The sequence below is a fragment of the Paenibacillus arenilitoris genome (assembly GCF_014705655.1).
GTDB classification, from domain to species: Bacteria; Bacillota; Bacilli; order Paenibacillales; family Paenibacillaceae; genus Pristimantibacillus; species Pristimantibacillus arenilitoris.
The window spans coordinates 93,577-111,386 of the sequence record NZ_JACXIY010000023.1 but is presented as its reverse complement, the minus strand read 5'-3'; the positions used below and the strand labels follow the sequence as shown (position 1 = coordinate 111,386).

Sequence of the window (17,810 nt, the reverse complement as noted above, 5' to 3'; positions counted from 1 at the left end):
CAAACAAAGCGACGGGCTGAACGGCAGCGCGGACGCCGAATCGAAGGAAACGGGCGCGGACATGAGGCAGCAGCTTCCGGAACGCGCGGTAACCCATGCATCCGGCTCGGCCAAGCGGGGCGGCGCCTATAAGGAAATCGTGGAATGGATCAAGGCGCTCGTCATCGCGGTCGTCCTCGTATTTCTGATCCGCCAGTTTTTATTCGCGCCTTTTATCGTGGACGGGCCTTCCATGCAGCCTAACTTCGAAACCGGAGAGCGGCTCATCGTGAACAAAATTCTCTATGCGATCCGCGAGCCGGAATTCGGCGAGGTCGTCGTGTTCGACGTGCCGGAGCAGGGGCGAAAATTTATTAAACGCGTTATTGGCGTGCCGGGGGATACGATCCGTCTCGAGGGCGACGATCTCTATATCAACGATAAAAAAATCGACGAGCCGTACATTAAGGAAGCGGTAGAATCGGCCCACGCGCAAGGTACGCTGTATAACGGCGAAGGGCTGGATTACAATTACCCGAATTCCCGGTTTACGGAGACGACGGTGCCGGAGGGCAAGATCTTCGCGCTTGGCGACAACCGGAGCGACAGCACAGACAGCCGGGCGATCGGCTTCGTCGACGACGACGAGATTGTAGGCCGCGCCGACGTCATATTCTGGCCTCTGAACAAGCTGGAATTTATTAAGCACTGGACAAAATGAGGTGAAAGCGGATGACCATTCAATGGTTCCCTGGTCATATGACCAGAGCAAAGCGGCAAATTCAAGACAAGCTCAAACTAATCGATCTTGCCATCGAACTGTTGGATGCCCGGGTTCCGCTATCGAGCCGGAATCCGATGATTGAGGAAATTTTGAACGGCAAGCCGCGCTTGATCGTATTGAACAAATCGGATTTGGCCGATCCCCGCACGACGGAGCAATGGATGGCTTATTTCGCAAGCGAAGGACATGAATGCGTTGCGGTCGATTCCTCGACGGGCACGCGCGTGGGCGAGATTCCGATGAAGGCCAAGGAGATTCTGCACGAGAAAATCGCGAGACAAGCGGCGAAAGGCATGAATCCGCGCGCCGTCAGGGGATTGATCGTAGGCATTCCGAACGTCGGCAAGTCGACGCTCATTAACCGGCTTGCCGGCCGCAATATCGCGCTTACCGGCGACAGGCCAGGCATAACGAAGGGACAGCAGTGGATCAAGGTCGGCACCGAGATGGAGCTGCTCGATACGCCCGGAATTTTGTGGCCGAAATTCGAGGACGAACTGGTCGGATACAGGCTGGCGATGATCGGCTCGATCCGCGAGCAAGTTTTGAACGTGGACGACATCGCGTTTTTTGCGGTGCGCGAGCTGGCGGGCCGGTACTGGAACACGCTCGCGGAGCGGTACGAGCTGGATGCGCCGCCGAAGGACGCGGCCGATTCCGAAGAAATCGTGCGCGTCATGGAAGACATCGGACGGCGCAGAGGCTGTCTGATCAGCGGCGGCCGCGTCGATCTGGAGAAGACGTCCGGCATTATTTTGCGGGATTTGCGCGCAGGCAAGCTGGGACGGATTACGCTTGAGGCTCCTCCTTATTGATTGATTCTGGGGAAGAGGGGGAATAAAGTTGCTGCAATACGAACTATCGTTATGGCAAGAAGGGTACGCCGCGATCGCCGGCGTGGACGAGGTCGGCCGCGGCTGCCTGTTCGGGGACGTCGTGGCCGCCGCCGTTATTTTGCCGCCGGGGCTCGTGATCGAGGATGTGAACGACTCGAAGAAGCTGTCGGAGAAAAAACGGGACCAGCTGTACGATGTCATCATACAGGAATGCGTGGCCTGGTCGGCGGCCCGCGTCGGCGCGGAGACGATCGACCGGATCAACATTAAGCAGGCCGCCAGGCTCGCGATGAAGATCGCCGTGGAGTCGCTGCACACGCCGTCCGATTATTTGCTCGTGGATGCGGAGAAGGTGGACGTCGCGCTGCCGCAGCTCTCGATCATCAAAGGCGATGCGACGAGCCAGTCGATCGCGGCCGCCTCCATCGTCGCGAAGGTGACGAGGGATCGGCTGTGCGCCGAGGAATGGGAGAAGCAGTATCCCGAATACGGAATTGCCATACATAAAGGATACGCGACCAAGCTGCACAGGGAGCGACTGCTGGCGAACGGCCCAAGCCCGCTCCACCGAAGATCGTTCCTCGGCAAGCTGTTTCCCGAGGAGCAGCTGCAATTATTTTAGTCTTCATGATACGCCCGTCAGATTGCGCAGGAAGGATGGTTCCGCGCGCAGTCGGACGGGCGTTTATTTTTTTATGGGAATAGGCTTAAGCGCGAAGGACGTTCGTCCGATAAAAGAGGATATACCAACTGGCGAGGCGTGCGCGTCAAGCGACGGAGGCGAAAAAAACAGATGAATATAAGCCAGATGATGAGAAGCTTCCTTGGCGAGTCGTCTGCCGGCGATACGCGGGCGATGGAGCTGAAGGTCGGGCAAATCGTCCGGGGGGTCATCCTCCAGGTGACGGATAACAACGAGGCGCTCGTGCAAATAAACGGCGTACAGGTGAAGGCAAAGCTGGAGCTTCCGCTGCAAGCAGGGCAATCGGCGATGCTGCAAGTTCAGCCGCAATCCGGCGGCGCGTTGATCATGCTGAAACAGGTCGACCCGAACGCCGTAGGCTTGCCGGAGGATACATTCAAGGAGTGGGCGAAGCAGCTGGCGCTGCCCGAGCAGAAGTGGGCGGTCGAGCTCGTCAAGGATTTGCGCCGCGAAGGCGTCATTCTGAATCGCGAGGTGGCGCAAGCTTTCCAGCAAGCCGCGTCCGCGATGCCGGCGGGCGACAATGCGGAGCAATGGATGCAGGCATCCGCTGCGGCCTTCAAGCGGGGGCTGCCGATGACGGAAGCGACGATCGGGGCATTGCGTCAGGTCATGTTCGGGAGAAGCGCGCACGAGCTTCTCGAGACGCTGCAGCGGCAGCTTGCTTCAACTGCCGTACAATCGGACGGGGAAACGGAGGCGAAGCAACTCCCGCAGGCTGCGGCAAAGGTGCTGAATCTGCTTGCCGACGGAGCGGCGCTTCTACGCGCGGCGGCTGCCGAGGAAGGAGCGGCCGGCCGCAGCGCGGAGGGAAGCAAGGCGACTGCCGCGCCGTCTAGGGCGGCGCAGGCCCAGCAAGCGGGAATGGAGGATTCCGCCGCTGTGCCAGCATCCAAATCCGGAGCGGCTGCCGAGAACGCCGAATTTGCCGGAGCGGGCGGCGCTTCGGAGCGCCTGCCGGCGGCCGGTCGAGGCATCGCGGGTACGGGGGCGCCGAACTGGCTTGGCCAAATGATGAAATGGCTTGGCGTGGACCACGAGCTTCAGCTGACGAAGCCGCTTGCGGCAGACGCCTCTCCGGCGAATCAGGCGGATGCGCCTCAGGGCGGCTTGACCGGCGGCATGGAAGAAGGAACGGCTCCCGCTTCGGCGGAAGCGCGTAACCGGACGGCGGGAGGACATTCGGCCGCTCAAGCCCAGCACGCGAATGCCGGTATGGGAACGGCCTCGGCCTCGTTGCCGCAAGCGCCAGGCGATCAGGCCGAGTCGCAGGCAAGGGAGGTGGAAGCACGGTCATTGATGGACCGATCGTCTGCCGCTCCCCCATCCCAGCCCGCCGTCGCGTCTGACGGCAGCCCGGTCTTGGACCCGGCGAAGCAGGAGTCGAAGCAGGAATCGTTAAAGAGCGCGCTGCTGACGCTCGTCGCGTCCGAGGACGCGCCTGCCGCCGTCAAGGAAACGGCGCAGCAGCTCGTTCAGCAGATCACCGGCCAGCAGCTGCTGCTGGCGCCCGAGCGCAACAACTCGTTGCTGACCCATGTCACCTTGTTCATTCCGCTGCGCGGCCAGGACGGCAGCCAAACGGCGTCGGTGCAAATTCAAACCCGGCGTGGGCGCAAGGGCGAGCTCGACGCGTCGAATTGCCGGCTCTTGTTCAATCTGTCCATGCGTACGCTTGGCGACACGCTGGTAGACGTGAACGTGACGGACAAAATCGTCAGCCTGCATTTATGGAACGACCATCCCGCCATCGCGACGCTCGCGGATTCCACGCGTGCAGAAATCGCAAGCAGCCTGCAAAATGCCGGCTACCAGCTGCTGTCGCTACGCGCGACGCCGCTGCCTAAAGCGGCGGAGGACGGCGCCGTGCGCGCCTCGGCGGCCGCCGCCGCGAAGCGGAACCAGCCGCCGGATTTGTCCCCTTTTGCGGCAGCCCGTTACAAAGGAGTCGATTACCGCATATGAGCAGCGAGAGGGAGCAAGGCGCGGAAACGAATAAAATCAATAAAGCGGTAGCCATTAAGTACGAGCCAGGCGATCGGAGCGCCCCTGTACTGGTGGCTAAAGGGAAGGGACATGTCGCGGATCTTATACTCGGGAGGGCAAGGGAGAACGGGATTCCGGTGCAGGAGGACCCCTCGCTCGTCGAGGTGCTGTCAAAGCTTGACATCGATCAGGAGATTCCGCCCGAGCTGTATACGCTCGTCGCGGAAATTTTAAGCTTCGTGTACCGCTCGGACCGCAGAGCGAGGGAATTGGACTATGACTGAATCGGGAAACAAGCAAAGAAAGGACTCGCGGATTCAGCTCGGCCGGCTTGGCGAAGAGACGGCTTGCCGATTTTTGCGGGACGCGGGTTACCGGATCGTCGAACGCAATTGGCGATGCCGCAGCGGGGAAATCGATCTGATCGCGGAGCATGAGGGGCGGCTCGTCTTCGTCGAGGTGCGGTCGCGCACGGCAGGCGGGAGGTTCGGCACGGCGGCCGAGTCCGTCGATCGCCGCAAGCAGATGCAAATAAGGGAGACGGCGCAGGTTTATTTGAAAAGCCGGATGGAGGCGGGAGCTTCCATCCAATTCGACGTCGTGACGGTGGAAGTGAGCCGCGGGGACGGAAGCGTCGTCGCTTGCAGCCATTATCCCCGGGCGTTTTGAACGTGTCGGCCGTATAAACGAATGAGCGTCTGAGGAACGTTTCTCCGACGCTTGCTTGCCGTTACGGCTGTTGGCCGTCCGTTCGGCGGTACTGGATCGCTTCCGCCACATGTTCAGGCTCGACCGCCTCGCTTGCTGCGAGATCCGCGATCGTGCGCGACAGCTTCAGTATCCGGTCGTAAGCCCGCATGCTGATGCCTAGCGCGTCGAAGGCGTGTTCAAGCAGTTCCGCCGCTTCGCGCTTCAAATGAACCGACTTCCGGAGCGAAACACCCGATAATTCACCCCTCTCGCGCTCCTTCCGCGGTGCCGTCCGCTCAAGCCGGAAGTCTCTGGCTTCCTGTACCATCCGGCGCATCTGCTCCGAATCGAGCGACTGCCCTCCCTTCGCGTTGTCGACCGAGATCGGACGGGGAACCTCCACGTGCAGATCGATCCGATCAAGGAGCGGCCCGGAAATTTTCGAGCGGTACCGGCCGATGACGGCCGGGCTGCACGTACAGCGCTTATCGCCGTACTCGTACCCGTGATAGCCGCAAGGGCACGGATTGAAGGATGCCGCGAGCATGAGGCTCGCCGGAAACTGAAAGACCGCCTTCGAGCGGGCGATCGTCACGATGCGGTCTTCGAGCGGCTGACGCATGACCTCGAGCACCTGCCTCGGAAATTCGGGCAATTCGTCCAGGAACAGGACGCCCCGGTGCGCCAGCGTCACTTCTCCCGGCTTCGGGATCGAGCCGCCGCCGATTAGCCCGCCTGACGAGATCGTATGATGCGGGGCGCGGAACGGCGGATGCCTGATGAGCCCGGGGGCGCTCTCGTTCAGCTTGCCCGCGACGCTGTATATTTTCGTCACTTCGAGCGCTTCTTGTTCGTTCAGCGGCGGGAGGATGCCGGGGAGCCTTCGGATCATCATCGTTTTGCCCGTTCCCGGCGGACCGCTCAGCAAAATATTATGCTTGCCCGCGGCGGCGATGAGCATCGCCCGCTTCGCTTGATGCTGACCGACGACGTCCCGGTAATCGCCGCTTTCCTGTCCCTCCCGGGATTGTTCGCCGCTTGCGGCGCTTGCAGCCGCCCCGTACTCGCCCTTGAACGCCCGGATATGTTCCCAGCCGCCGCCCGCTTCCTTGTTCGGAATTAGCTCCTTCAAATGCGTCAGCGCGAACAGCTCGAGTCCGGAAATCCATGCGGCCTCTTTCGCGTTGCCCTTCGGAAGCAGCACGCGGGTAAGGCCGCATAGCTTGGCTTGCTCGAGCATAGCCAGCACCCCGGGCACGGGCCGCACGCTCCCGTCGAGAGACAGCTCGCCGATCAGAAGCGTATCGCGCAGAGGCGAGGCGTCGATCTGAGCGCTCGACGTCAGGATTCCGGCCGCGATTGCGAGGTCGAACGACGTTCCTTCCTTGCGGAGGTCGGCCGGGGCCAAATTGACCGTGATGCGGTCCATCGGAAACGCGAACCCGCTGTTCTTAAGCGCGGCCCTGACCCGCTCGACCGATTCTCTGACCGCGGGGTCGGGCAGGCCGACGATATTGACCTGCGGCAAGCCGCTTGCGATATCGACCTCCACGGCAATCCGCTTGCCGTCGACCCCGTATACGCTTGCGCTGTGAATTAAGCTGAACAAGACAAAAAGCACCTCCATCGATGAATGAAGGTGCTTCCTTACGATCCGCTCGTTTTATTTTGAACCAATCATAATGGAGACGATTCCGTTTGTCAATCCTGAATTTCCATGCGCGTATAAAAAATGGGATTGGGAAATAATAAGCGGCGTGGTTTCCCCGGAATAGGGCTGTTTAATCTCAAAATGAGATGAAACTCATATCAAAAAAGCCGTATTAATTATGTATGAAAATAAGGTAACGCGTGGGGAAAGATGCTACAATAATATAGGTTTGTGTACATATGACTGTATCCAGTCTGTGAAATGGAGGATTTCAACAATGAATATCCATGAGTATCAAGGGAAAGCGGTCCTTAAGCAGTATGGCGTAGTCGTGCCTGAAGGCAAAGTGGCCTTCACCGTCGACGAAGCCGTCGAAGCCGCCAAACAACTCGGCACGCAAGTCGTCGTCGTGAAGGCGCAAATTCACGCGGGCGGCCGCGGCAAAGCGGGCGGCGTTAAAGTCGCGAAAAATTTGGACGAGGTTCGCGCGTACGCCGGCGAAATTCTCGGCAAAGTGCTGGTGACCCACCAGACTGGACCGGAGGGCAAGGAAGTGAAGCGCCTTCTGATCGAGCAGGGCTGCGATATTAAGAAGGAGTACTATATCGGCGTCGTTCTCGACCGCGGCACGGGCCGCGTCGTCATGATGGCTTCGGAAGAAGGCGGCACGGAGATCGAAGAAGTGGCCGAGCATTCGCCTGAGAAAATTTTCAAAGAAATCATCGATCCGGCCGTAGGCCTGCAAGCTTTCCAAGCTCGCAAATTGGCTTACTCGATCAACATTCCCGGCGAGCTCGTGAACAAAGCGGTTAAGTTCATGATTTCGCTTTATACGGCATTCGTCGAGAAGGACGCGTCGATCGCCGAGATCAATCCGCTCGTCGTGACAGGCGACGGACAAGTCATCGCGCTTGACGCCAAGCTGAACTTCGATTCCAACGCGCTGTACCGTCACAAGGACATCGTCGAGCTGCGCGACCTGGAAGAGGAAGACGCGAAGGAAATCGAAGCATCCAAGTTCGATCTTAGCTACATCGCGCTCGACGGCAACATCGGCTGTCTTGTAAACGGCGCGGGGCTTGCCATGGCAACGATGGATATTATCAAATATTACGGCGGCGACCCGGCCAACTTCCTCGACGTAGGGGGCGGCGCCACGGCCGAGAAAGTAACGGAAGCGTTCAAAATCATTTTGTCCGACGAGAAGGTCAAAGGCATCTTCGTCAATATTTTCGGCGGCATTATGCGCTGCGACGTTATCGCGAACGGCGTCGTGGAAGCGGCGAAGCAGGTCGGCCTGGACCGTCCGCTCGTCGTGCGCCTCGAAGGCACGAACGTCGACCTCGGCAAAAAGATTTTGAAAGAATCGGGACTGAACATCGTAGCTGCCGATTCCATGGCGGACGGCGCGCAGAAGATCGTCGCTCTCGTGAAATAAGATAGCTTGCCGTGCGGGACGCCCGCATGCGAAATCATTCAGGGGATGTGAGTTAAGAGTGAGCATTTTGGTCAATAAAGATACAAAAGTCATTACGCAAGGCATTACCGGCGCGACCGGCTTGTTCCATACGAAAGGCGCATTGGAATACGGAACGCAAATGGTTGGCGGCGTAACGCCCGGCAAAGGCGGCACGAACGTCGACATTACTCTTGAAAACGGATCGCTGGTTTCCCTTCCCGTATTCAACACGGTAGCCCAAGCCGTTGCCGCAACCGGCGCCAACGCTTCGGTTATCTATGTACCGCCGGCATTCGCGGCGGACGCGATCATGGAAGCGGTGGATGCCGAGCTCGATCTCGTCATCTGCATCACGGAAGGCATTCCGGTGCTTGACATGGTCAAAGTAAAACGTTATATGGACGGAAGCAAAACGACGCTGATCGGTCCGAACTGCCCTGGCGTCATTACGCCGGGCGAGTGCAAGATCGGCATTATGCCGGGATACATTCACACGCCGGGCCATGTCGGCGTCATTTCCCGCTCCGGCACGCTCACCTACGAAGCGGTTCATCAGCTGACGACTCGCGGCATCGGCCAATCGAGCGCGGTCGGCATCGGCGGCGACCCGGTTAAAGGCTCCGAGTTCATCGATATTTTGAACCGATTCAACGAGGATCCCGATACGTACGCCGTCATCATGATCGGCGAGATCGGCGGCACGGCGGAAGAAGAAGCGGCCGAGTGGATCAAAGCGAACATGAAGAAGCCGGTCGTCGGCTTCATCGGCGGCGCAACGGCTCCTCCGGGTAAACGGATGGGCCATGCGGGCGCCATTATTTCCGGAGGCAAAGGTACGGCCGCCGAAAAAATCGCAACGCTCGAAGCTTGCGGCATCAAAGTGGCTCCAACGCCTTCCGATATGGGCTCTACGCTCGTCAGCGTGCTCGAAGAGCAAGGCTTGCTGGAGAAATGCATTACACGCAAATAATCGAACCGAAGTCATGAAGGTAAGCAACCTTTCAACGACCCGTCCGCGGGAGTTGGGAGGTTGCTTTTTTTTGACCGAAAACTACTATTTTAGCGGGCGACTTGCATTCTTTTGCCGCGTAACGCACAATAGATAAGAATGCAGGCCGTCCCGCAATGACGAAGGGACTGGTTCATAATGACAGCAAACCATCATATGCGCAAGCAGATGATCGTCGCCTTGCATGAAATTCCGGGCATCGGATGGCAGGCGATCCATAAAGCGGTTAGCCATCGGCTTTGGGAGAAGCCGATCTGGAAGACGGACGATTTGACCGCCATCGGCATGCGCGGCGCGCAGGCAAAGGCGGCTTCGGAACGCTATGCCGGGCGGACATGGATGTCCGAAGCCGACCGTGCGGACAACGTCGGCGGTCATACGGCCGTACTGACGCCTTTCGATTCGGAATACCCGCAGGCGCTGAAGGAGATCGCCCAGCCGCCATGGGTGCTCTATGCGCGCGGCAGGCTGGAGCTTCTCGAGCGGCCCGCCATAGCCGTAGTCGGGACAAGGGTTCCGACCGCATATGGCCGGCATTCCGCGACGAGCCTTGCGCGGGAGCTTTCCGCCGCGGGCCTTACGGTCGTGAGCGGGCTGGCCCGCGGTATCGACGGCAAAGCGCACGAAGCGGCGCTTTACGGCAGAGGCGGCACGATTGCCGTGCTGCCGACGCCGATCGATCGATGCTATCCGCCGGAGAACGTCTCTCTCTTCCATAAAATAGCCGAGCACGGCTTGCTTGTCTCCGAGACGCCGCTTGGCACCCCGCTTCACCCGGGCCAATTTCCGCTGCGAAACCGCATCATCGCGGGCTTGACGTTCGGTACCGTCGTCGTCGAAGGCGCGAGGCGAAGCGGGTCGTTAATTACCGCTCAGCAGGCTATGGAGATGAACAGGGAAGTATTCGCGGTACCCGGCCCGATCTCCTCGCCGAAGAGCGAGGGCCCGAACGATCTGATCAAGCGCGGCGAAGCCAAGCTGATCGGCTGCGTGAACGATATTGTCGAGGAGCTGGCCTGGCTGCCCGCCGCGCTGAGACGTCTCGATTTGGATGAATCGGGCGAGGCTGGCGGGCCGGCCGGGAACGAAGCGGCGCTTAATGAAGAAGAACGGAAAATCATAGCTTTGCTGCGGGATCAGCCCTTGTCCATTAACGAATTGCATGAGCTGTCTTCGATTCCGTTTGGACATTTGAACGCACTTCTGCTAAATTTATGTATAAAACGGAAAATCGAGCTGCAGTCCGGGTCCATATATATGGCATTATAGTTCCAGTAGAGAGAGGAGGCGCCCCACATGGCGGATTCATTAGTCATCGTCGAATCACCGGCCAAGGCGAAGACGATCGGCAAATATTTGGGCAGCAAATACATCGTCAAAGCTTCGATGGGCCATATTCGCGATTTGCCCAAAAGCCAGATCGGCGTCGAAGTAGAAAACGATTTTAACCCCAAGTACATAACGATCCGCGGCAAAGGCAGCGTCCTGAAGGAATTGAAGGATGCCAGCAAAAAAGTGAAGCATGTCTTTCTGGCGGCCGACCCCGATCGCGAAGGCGAAGCGATTGCCTGGCATCTGGCTCACTATTTGGAGCTGGACGAGAAAGACAGCTGCCGCGTCGTATTTAATGAAATAACGAAGCAGGCGGTTAAGGACGCGTTCAAAACGCCGCGCAAAATCAATATGGATCTCGTGAACGCGCAGCAAGCCCGCCGCATTCTTGACCGGCTCGTAGGCTACAAAATAAGCCCGCTATTATGGAAGAAGGTCAAGAAAGGATTATCGGCCGGTCGCGTGCAGTCGGTAGCGGTGAAGCTCATTATCGACCGCGAGAACGAGATCGACGCATTCGTGCCGGAGGAGTACTGGTCGATAACGGCCAAGCTGAACCATTCGGGTATCCCTTTCGAGGCGAAATATTATTCGCTGAGCGGGGAAAAACGCGAGCTCGGCAAGGAAGCGGATGTGCTGGAAGTGCTTGCCGCGATGAAGGACAACCGGTTCACGGTCGCCGAGGTGAAGGAGAAGGAACGTCTGCGCAACCCGGCTCCGCCGTTCATTACAAGCTCCTTGCAGCAGGAGGCGGCCCGCAAGCTAGGCTACCGTGCCTCGAAGACGATGTCGGTCGCGCAGCAGCTGTACGAAGGCGTCGAGCTAGGCAAGGAAGGCACAGTCGGCTTGATTACTTACATGAGAACCGACTCGACCCGCATTTCCCCCGTCGCCCAAGAGGAAGCGAAGGAATATATTACGGAAAAGTACGGCGAGGCGTTCGTGCCGGAACAGCCCCGCGTCTATACGAGGAAGAACAGCAACGCCCAGGACGCGCACGAAGCGATCCGGCCGACGTCGAGCATGCGCGACCCGGAATCGATGAAGCCGTTCCTCAGCCGGGATCAGCATCGCTTGTATAAGCTGATCTGGGAGCGCTTCGTATCGAGCCAGATGCAATCGGCCGTACTCGATACGATGACGGTAGACCTGCAATCCGGCGATACGGTTTTCAGAGCCGCCGGCTCCAAAGTGAAGTTCGCCGGGTTCATGAAGGTGTACGTCGAAGGCAACGATGACGGCACTGTGGAAGAGCATAAGTTTCTGCCTCCGCTCGCAGCCGGCGACGTCATTCAATCGGAGTCGATTGAGCCGAAGCAGCATTTCACGCAGCCGCCGCCGCGATACACGGAAGCCAGGCTCGTGAAAACTTTGGAGGAGCTGGGGATCGGCCGGCCGAGCACGTACGCGCCGACGCTCGAAACGATCCAGAAGCGCGGCTACGTTGCCATCGAAGAGAAAAAATTTATGCCGACGGAGCTCGGGGAAATGGTCAACCAGCTCATGGAGGAATTTTTCCCGGAAATTCTCGACGCCGAGTTCACGGCGAACATGGAAGGAAATCTCGACCATGTCGAGGAAGGCACCGAGGATTGGGTGAAGGTTCTTGTCACGTTCTACGAATCGTTCGAGAAGCGTCTCGAAGTAGCCGAGGACGAAATGAAGGAAATCGAGATCCAAGACGAGGTGTCGGACGAGATTTGCGAGAAATGCGGCCGCCATATGGTATACAAGATGGGCCGATTCGGCAAGTTCCTCGCTTGCTCGGGCTTCCCGGACTGCCGGAACACGAAGCCGATCGTCAAAGATATCGGCGTGACGTGCCCGAAGTGCAAGGAAGGCAAGATCATCGAGCGCCGCAGCAAAAAAGGACGCATCTTCTACGGCTGCGATCAATATCCGGGCTGCGATTACGTCTCCTGGGATAAGCCGACGAACAAGCCGTGCCCGCAATGCGACACCATGCTCGTCGAGAAGCGCAACCGCAGCGGCGCAAGACTCCAATGCCCGTCCTGCGATTATTCCGAAGAGGTGCTTGACGAGGAAGAGCTTGACTCGCAGAACGGCTAGTCCCTAACAGGATCATATAACAGCTTCGCTGGCGCAGACGACCCTTCCAAGCATCCCGGAAGGGTCTAGCCATTAGTAACGACCGTGACCGCTCTTAAACGGCCTTGCAGGGCGTTAATCAAGTCCCTCCTCCGATTGCCCTGGATGGATATTTACAGCACATTATTAAAAGTACATTGATGGTAAACGAGCGCACTAACGTTAAGCGTGTCTCCCAGGGACGAAAGCGCTCCAACTTGACTTCACCTCACACCCGCCTCTGCAGCTCCAACGTTAGTTCAATTGCGGGTGTCCAGAGGGCGCAGCGCCTCGGGGCCCTCCCTTGGAAGGGAGGGTTTGGGAGGGTTCGAAAGGTTGGTTTGGGAGGGTTCGAAAGGTTTTTGATCAATCATTAGTAAGAAAATTTCCCCTTTGAAGGCCAGGGTAGAATTCCCTTGAGAGGGCCAGGGCGCACTATATTCGAAAGGATTGACCAACGTTGTCAGAAACGCAAAAAGTAACCGTCATCGGAGCTGGCCTTGCCGGAAGCGAAGCCGCTTGGCAAGTCGCATCGCAGGGTGTACCCGTCGTGCTATACGAAATGCGCCCGGAAACAAAAACGCCGGCCCACCATACGAATCAATTCGCCGAGCTTGTCTGCAGCAACAGCTTGCGCGCGAACGGCTTGACAAACGCGGTAGGCGTGCTGAAGGAAGAGATGCGCCGCCTCGATTCGCTCATCTTAAGCTGCGCGGATCAACATGCCGTCCCGGCGGGCGGCGCGCTCGCAGTCGATCGCGACGGCTTCTCGGGCGAAGTGACTCGCAGACTGCTCGAGCATCCGCTCGTCGAGGTGCGCAATGAGGAAGTGACGGAAATTCCGTCGGACGGCATCGTCGTCATTGCGACGGGTCCGCTCACGGCGCCGGGCTTGTCCGCGCAAATCCGCAAGCTGCTCGGCGAGGAATATTTTTATTTCTACGACGCGGCGGCTCCGATCGTCGAGAAAGATTCGATCGACATGAATAAGGTTTATTTGGCCTCCCGGTACGATAAAGGCGAAGCGGCATACTTGAATTGTCCGATGACGGAAGAGGAATTCGACCGATTTTACGAAGCGTTAACGACGGCGGAGACGGCGGAGCTGAAGGAATTCGAGAAGGAAGTCTATTTCGAGGGCTGCATGCCGATCGAAGTGATGGCCACCCGCGGGAAGCAGACGGTACTGTTCGGTCCGATGAAGCCGGTCGGTCTCGTCAACCCGCACACGGGCAAGCTGCCTCATGCCGTCATTCAGCTCCGGCAGGATAACGCGGCCGGCACGCTGTATAACCTCGTCGGCTTTCAGACCCATTTGAAATGGGGCGAGCAGAAACGCGTCTTCTCGCTTATTCCGGGTCTCGAGAACGCCGAGTTCGTCCGGTACGGCGTCATGCACCGGAACACGTTCATTAATTCGCCGCGTCTGCTTAAGCCGACTTACCAGCTTAACGCGCGAAATACTTTGTTTTTTGCGGGCCAGATGACGGGCGTCGAAGGCTACGTCGAATCGGCCGCGTCCGGATTGATTGCCGGCATTAACGCGGCAAGGCTCGCGCGCGGCCTCGATCCGCTCGTTCTTCCGCCGCATACGACGCTCGGAAGCATGGCGAATTACATCACGACGGCGGATTTTAAGCATTTTCAGCCGATGAACGCGAATTTCGGGCTCTTCCCGCCTCTCGAGAAGAAGATCCGCAACAAAAAAGAAAAGAATGAAATGATTGCGAATCGCGCGCTTGAAGGCATCGCGCAATTTAAACGGGAACATTTGCGATAGAAAACCGTAATGAACATATCCGGTTGTTTTCTAAATAATATTTAGAGGAGGCAAAGCGATGGAAATGCAATTTCACGCGACAACGATTTGCGCGGTCCGTCATCAAGGGAAGGGCGCGATCGCTGGCGACGGTCAGGTCACTTTCGGCAACAGCATGGTCATGAAGCATCAAGCCAAAAAAGTGAGAAGGCTGTACCGGGGACAAGTCATTGCCGGCTTTGCCGGATCGGTTGCCGACGCGATCACGCTGTTCGAGAAATTCGAGGCGAAGCTGGAGGAGCACCACGGCAATTTGCAGCGTTCGGCCGTCGAGCTTGCCAAAGACTGGCGCTCGGACAGAATACTCCGCAGGCTCGAGGCTATGATGCTGGTCATGGATCAGACCGGGCTGCTTCTCATATCGGGCAACGGCGAAATTATCGAACCGGATGACGGCATTTTGGCAATCGGGTCGGGCGGAAGCTTCGCGCTCTCGGCTGCCAGGGCGCTGAAGCGCCATGCCGATGGCATGGAGGCAAAGGATATCGCGAAATCCGCGCTCGAAATCGCGGCCGAAATTTGCGTATTTACGAACAACAATATAATCGTGGAAGAAATCGGATAGCATGACGCGAGGTTGAAATAACGCAGCAATCTTCGAGCAGGCAAGCAGGACGAATCGAATTCGGAGGGATATAAAAATGGGAAATGACGCACTAACGCCCCGTCAGATCGTAACGGAACTTGATAAATACATTGTCGGCCAAAAGCAAGCGAAGCGTTCGGTCGCGATCGCGCTCCGCAACCGTTACCGCAGAAGCCTGCTGAATGAGGCTTTGCGCGACGAAATCGTTCCGAAAAACATTTTGATGATCGGTCCCACCGGCGTCGGCAAGACGGAAATCGCCCGCAGGCTGGCTAAGCTTGCAAGAGCGCCGTTCGTCAAGCTTGAAGCGACCAAATTCACGGAAGTCGGCTACGTTGGCCGCGACGTCGAATCGATGGTGCGGGATCTTGTCGAGACGTCCATCCGAATGGTGAAGGCCGAACGTACGGAGAAGGTAAAGGACAAGGCCGAGAAGCTTGCCAACGAGCGGATCGTCACACTGCTTGCTCCTTCCGCGGCAAAGACGAAAACGCAAAAAAATCCTTTCGAAATGTTGTTCGGCGGCCAACAGACGCAGGAACAGCCGCAGGAGCCGGACGTCGATCAAGGGTTGGCGCAGAGGAGAGCCCAGCTTAGGGAGCAGCTGGCCGCGGGCAAGCTCGAGAATGAAGTGATCGAGATCGAGGTCGAGGACACGACGCCGAACGTGATGGATATGCTGTCCGGCCAGGGTCCGGAAGGCATGGGGATGAATATGCAGGAGCTGTTCGGCCAGCTCATGCCGAAGAAGCCCAAGAAGAGGAAGCTGCCCGTCAAAGAAGCGCGCAAGGCGCTCATCTCCGAAGAAGCGAATAAGCTTATCGATATGGACGACGTCATCTCGGAATCGATCGTCCGCGCCGAGCAGTCGGGCATTATTTTCCTCGATGAGATCGACAAAATTGCGAGTCCGACGCGAGGTTCGGGACCGGACGTGTCGCGGGAAGGCGTACAGCGCGATATTTTGCCGATCGTCGAAGGCTCTACCGTCATGACGAAGTACGGTCCGGTCAAGACTGACTACGTTCTGTTCATCGCCGCGGGCGCTTTCCACGTCGCGAAGCCTTCCGACTTGATTCCGGAGCTGCAAGGGCGCTTCCCGATTCGCGTAGAGCTGACAAGTCTCAGCCTCGACGATTTCGTCAGTATTTTGAAGGAGCCGAAAAACGCGTTGACCAAGCAGTACTCGGCCCTTTTAGAAACGGAAGGCATCGAGATCGAATTTTCGGACGAAGCCGTCCGGGAGCTCGCTTCGATCGCCGCGGACGTGAATCGTAATACGGAAAACATAGGGGCGCGCAGGCTTCACACTATTTTGGAGAAGCTGCTGGAGGATCTGTCGTTCGAGGCTCCCGAATTGTCGCTCGAGAAAATGGTCATTACGCCGGAATACGTGAGGGAAAAGCTGGGAACCATTGCGCAAAATCGAGATTTGAGTCAATATATATTGTAGTTGTTAAGAGTTTTGGGAGGCATTGGAATGACTTTACTTACAAAGACAAGAACGCTCAACCGGCTGCTGCAACGCGCCGCTGGGAAGGCGCTCAGCTTCAGGGAAATGGCGGAGGTGCTCTGCACAACCATTCAGACGAATGTGTTCGTTGTCAGTCGTAAGGGGAAGATACTCGGATGTGCGGCCGTCGATGTATACGACCACGATTTTATTCGCAATTTGTCGGCGGAAGAACTGCGTTTCCCGCAGGACAGCAATTCACGCTTTCTGGAAATGCAGGAATCGATGACGAACGTGAAGCCCGACCCGGGGGTGTTCGAAACGTTCCAGAGGCTTGGCGATCAGGAAATTATGACCGTCGTGCCGATTATCGGCGGCGGGGACCGTCTAGGCACGCTCGTGCTGACGAGGTTGTCGGGCGCGTTCGACGATGACGACCTTATTCTTGCGGAATACGGATCGACGATCGTCGGCATGGAAATTTTGCGCGAGCGTACGGAGGAAATCGAGCAGGAAGTGCGAAGCCGCGCCGTCGTGTCGGTCGCGGTCGGTTCGTTATCGTTCAGCGAGCTGGAAGCGGTCGAGCATATTTTCGAGGAGCTGGACGGGAAGGAAGGACTGCTCGTCGCGTCGAAAATCGCGGACAGGGTCGGCATTACGCGATCGGTCATCGTCAACGCGCTCCGCAAGCTGGAAAGCGCCGGCGTCATCGAAACGCGGTCGTTAGGGATGAAAGGCACGTACATTAAAATTTTAAACCACCAATTACTGCAGGAATTGGACAAAATGAAGGCGTGAATTAGGACGTTTTGACCATTAGGGCCCTATCTTTTTATAAAGATAGGGCTTTTTTCTTATTGTAATATTTTAGGAAATTGTTGAAGATTAGGATGTCGGCAAGAATCGACACATATGTCTCATTTTTTTAATTTTTATTGTCGAACACGGCAGGAATGAGACATATTCTGTTGAATAGTAAAAAAGGAACATCTCGAAGCGGAAAGTGGTGAAACTACGTGAATTTGTTGAATGGCGCTGCTTTTACAAGAATGGAAGGGGCACTGCAAGCGGCAGAAATGCGGCAACGCGTCATTTCCAACAATGTGGCTAACGCTGATACGCCGCATTTCAAACGGTCGGAGGTATTGTTCGAAGAGCTGCTGGAACAGTCGATGGGAACGGCTGGTCTAGGACAATTGTCGGGCACAAGGACGGATCTGAGGCATATCGCCATTGGCTCCGGGTCCTATGCGCTTCCTGCGCCTAAAGTCATTGTCGATGGCGCCACATCCATGAATAACAACGAAAATAATGTCGATATCGACAGGGAAATGTCGCTGCTCGCCAAAAACCAACTAAGCTACAACTTTTACGTCCAGCAAATCAATCATGACGTCAGAATGATGCGAACCGCCATCGAAGGGAGAGCTTAACA

16 protein-coding genes are annotated in these 17,810 nt (G+C 57.3%); 15 read left to right on the top strand and 1 reads right to left on the bottom strand.

The features are described from left to right. The first annotated feature begins 61 nt into the window (after positions 1-61). The 6 genes from lepB to IDH41_RS19400 all read left to right on the top strand — a co-directional run bounded on the left by lepB (position 62) and on the right by IDH41_RS19400 (position 4,957). On the top strand, positions 62-700 hold the full coding sequence (gene lepB / locus IDH41_RS19425) for a signal peptidase I (RefSeq protein WP_190864011.1): 639 nt from the start codon (positions 62-64) through the stop codon (positions 698-700). Positions 701-711: 11 nt separating this feature from the next. Further along, the gene (gene ylqF / locus IDH41_RS19420) at positions 712-1,578 is read left to right on the top strand and encodes a ribosome biogenesis GTPase YlqF (RefSeq protein ID WP_190863962.1); all 867 of its coding nucleotides are present in this window, start codon (positions 712-714) and stop codon (positions 1,576-1,578) included. Between the two features lie 28 nt (positions 1,579-1,606). Further along, positions 1,607-2,221, top strand: a complete 615-nt coding sequence (locus tag IDH41_RS19415) for a ribonuclease HII (RefSeq protein ID WP_190863960.1) — start codon at positions 1,607-1,609, stop codon at positions 2,219-2,221. Between the two features lie 171 nt (positions 2,222-2,392). Then, a complete protein-coding gene (locus IDH41_RS19410; protein ID WP_190863958.1) occupies positions 2,393-4,267 on the top strand; it encodes a hypothetical protein in 1,875 nt (624 codons plus the stop codon). Next, positions 4,264-4,572, top strand: a complete 309-nt coding sequence (locus IDH41_RS19405; protein ID WP_190863956.1) for an EscU/YscU/HrcU family type III secretion system export apparatus switch protein — start codon at positions 4,264-4,266, stop codon at positions 4,570-4,572. The genes IDH41_RS19410 and IDH41_RS19405 overlap by 4 nt, the downstream gene beginning before the upstream one ends. Then, positions 4,565-4,957: a YraN family protein gene (locus IDH41_RS19400; protein ID WP_190863954.1), complete on the top strand. Its 393-nt coding sequence runs from the start codon at positions 4,565-4,567 to the stop codon at positions 4,955-4,957. Before IDH41_RS19405 ends, IDH41_RS19400 begins: the two co-directional genes overlap by 8 nt. A 61-nt stretch (positions 4,958-5,018) precedes the next feature. Here the strand turns inward: IDH41_RS19400 and IDH41_RS19395 are convergent, their stop codons facing one another. Next, positions 5,019-6,587, bottom strand: a complete 1,569-nt coding sequence (locus tag IDH41_RS19395) for a YifB family Mg chelatase-like AAA ATPase (RefSeq protein ID WP_190863951.1) — start codon at positions 6,585-6,587, stop codon at positions 5,019-5,021. A 319-nt stretch (positions 6,588-6,906) separates the two neighbouring features. Between IDH41_RS19395 and sucC the strand changes: the two genes are divergently transcribed. The 9 genes from sucC (at position 6,907) to flgB (ending at position 17,808) form a co-directional block, all read left to right on the top strand. Then, positions 6,907-8,067, top strand: a complete 1,161-nt coding sequence (gene sucC, locus IDH41_RS19390; RefSeq protein WP_190863949.1) for an ADP-forming succinate--CoA ligase subunit beta — start codon at positions 6,907-6,909, stop codon at positions 8,065-8,067. 58 nt (positions 8,068-8,125) lie between these two features. Beyond that, a complete protein-coding gene (gene sucD / locus IDH41_RS19385) occupies positions 8,126-9,058 on the top strand; it encodes a succinate--CoA ligase subunit alpha (RefSeq protein ID WP_190863947.1) in 933 nt (310 codons plus the stop codon). A gap of 177 nt (positions 9,059-9,235) precedes the next feature. Then, positions 9,236-10,366, top strand: a complete 1,131-nt coding sequence (dprA, locus tag IDH41_RS19380; protein ID WP_190863945.1) for a DNA-processing protein DprA — start codon at positions 9,236-9,238, stop codon at positions 10,364-10,366. Positions 10,367-10,393: 27 nt separating this feature from the next. Then, positions 10,394-12,499, top strand: a complete 2,106-nt coding sequence (gene topA / locus IDH41_RS19375; protein ID WP_190863943.1) for a type I DNA topoisomerase — start codon at positions 10,394-10,396, stop codon at positions 12,497-12,499. Between the two features lie 478 nt (positions 12,500-12,977). Next, positions 12,978-14,297: an FADH(2)-oxidizing methylenetetrahydrofolate--tRNA-(uracil(54)-C(5))-methyltransferase TrmFO gene (gene trmFO / locus IDH41_RS19370; protein ID WP_190863942.1), complete on the top strand. Its 1,320-nt coding sequence runs from the start codon at positions 12,978-12,980 to the stop codon at positions 14,295-14,297. 58 nt (positions 14,298-14,355) lie between these two features. After that, positions 14,356-14,901: an ATP-dependent protease subunit HslV gene (gene hslV / locus IDH41_RS19365; protein ID WP_190863940.1), complete on the top strand. Its 546-nt coding sequence runs from the start codon at positions 14,356-14,358 to the stop codon at positions 14,899-14,901. A gap of 76 nt (positions 14,902-14,977) precedes the next feature. After that, positions 14,978-16,375, top strand: a complete 1,398-nt coding sequence (gene hslU, locus IDH41_RS19360) for an ATP-dependent protease ATPase subunit HslU (RefSeq protein ID WP_190863938.1) — start codon at positions 14,978-14,980, stop codon at positions 16,373-16,375. Positions 16,376-16,402: 27 nt separating this feature from the next. Further along, entirely contained in the window at positions 16,403-17,173 is a 771-nt protein-coding gene (gene codY, locus IDH41_RS19355) for a GTP-sensing pleiotropic transcriptional regulator CodY (RefSeq protein WP_190863937.1), read from the top strand. Positions 17,174-17,391: 218 nt separating this feature from the next. Further along, positions 17,392-17,808, top strand: a complete 417-nt coding sequence (flgB, locus tag IDH41_RS19350; RefSeq protein ID WP_190863935.1) for a flagellar basal body rod protein FlgB — start codon at positions 17,392-17,394, stop codon at positions 17,806-17,808. Positions 17,809-17,810: the final 2 nt, after the last annotated feature.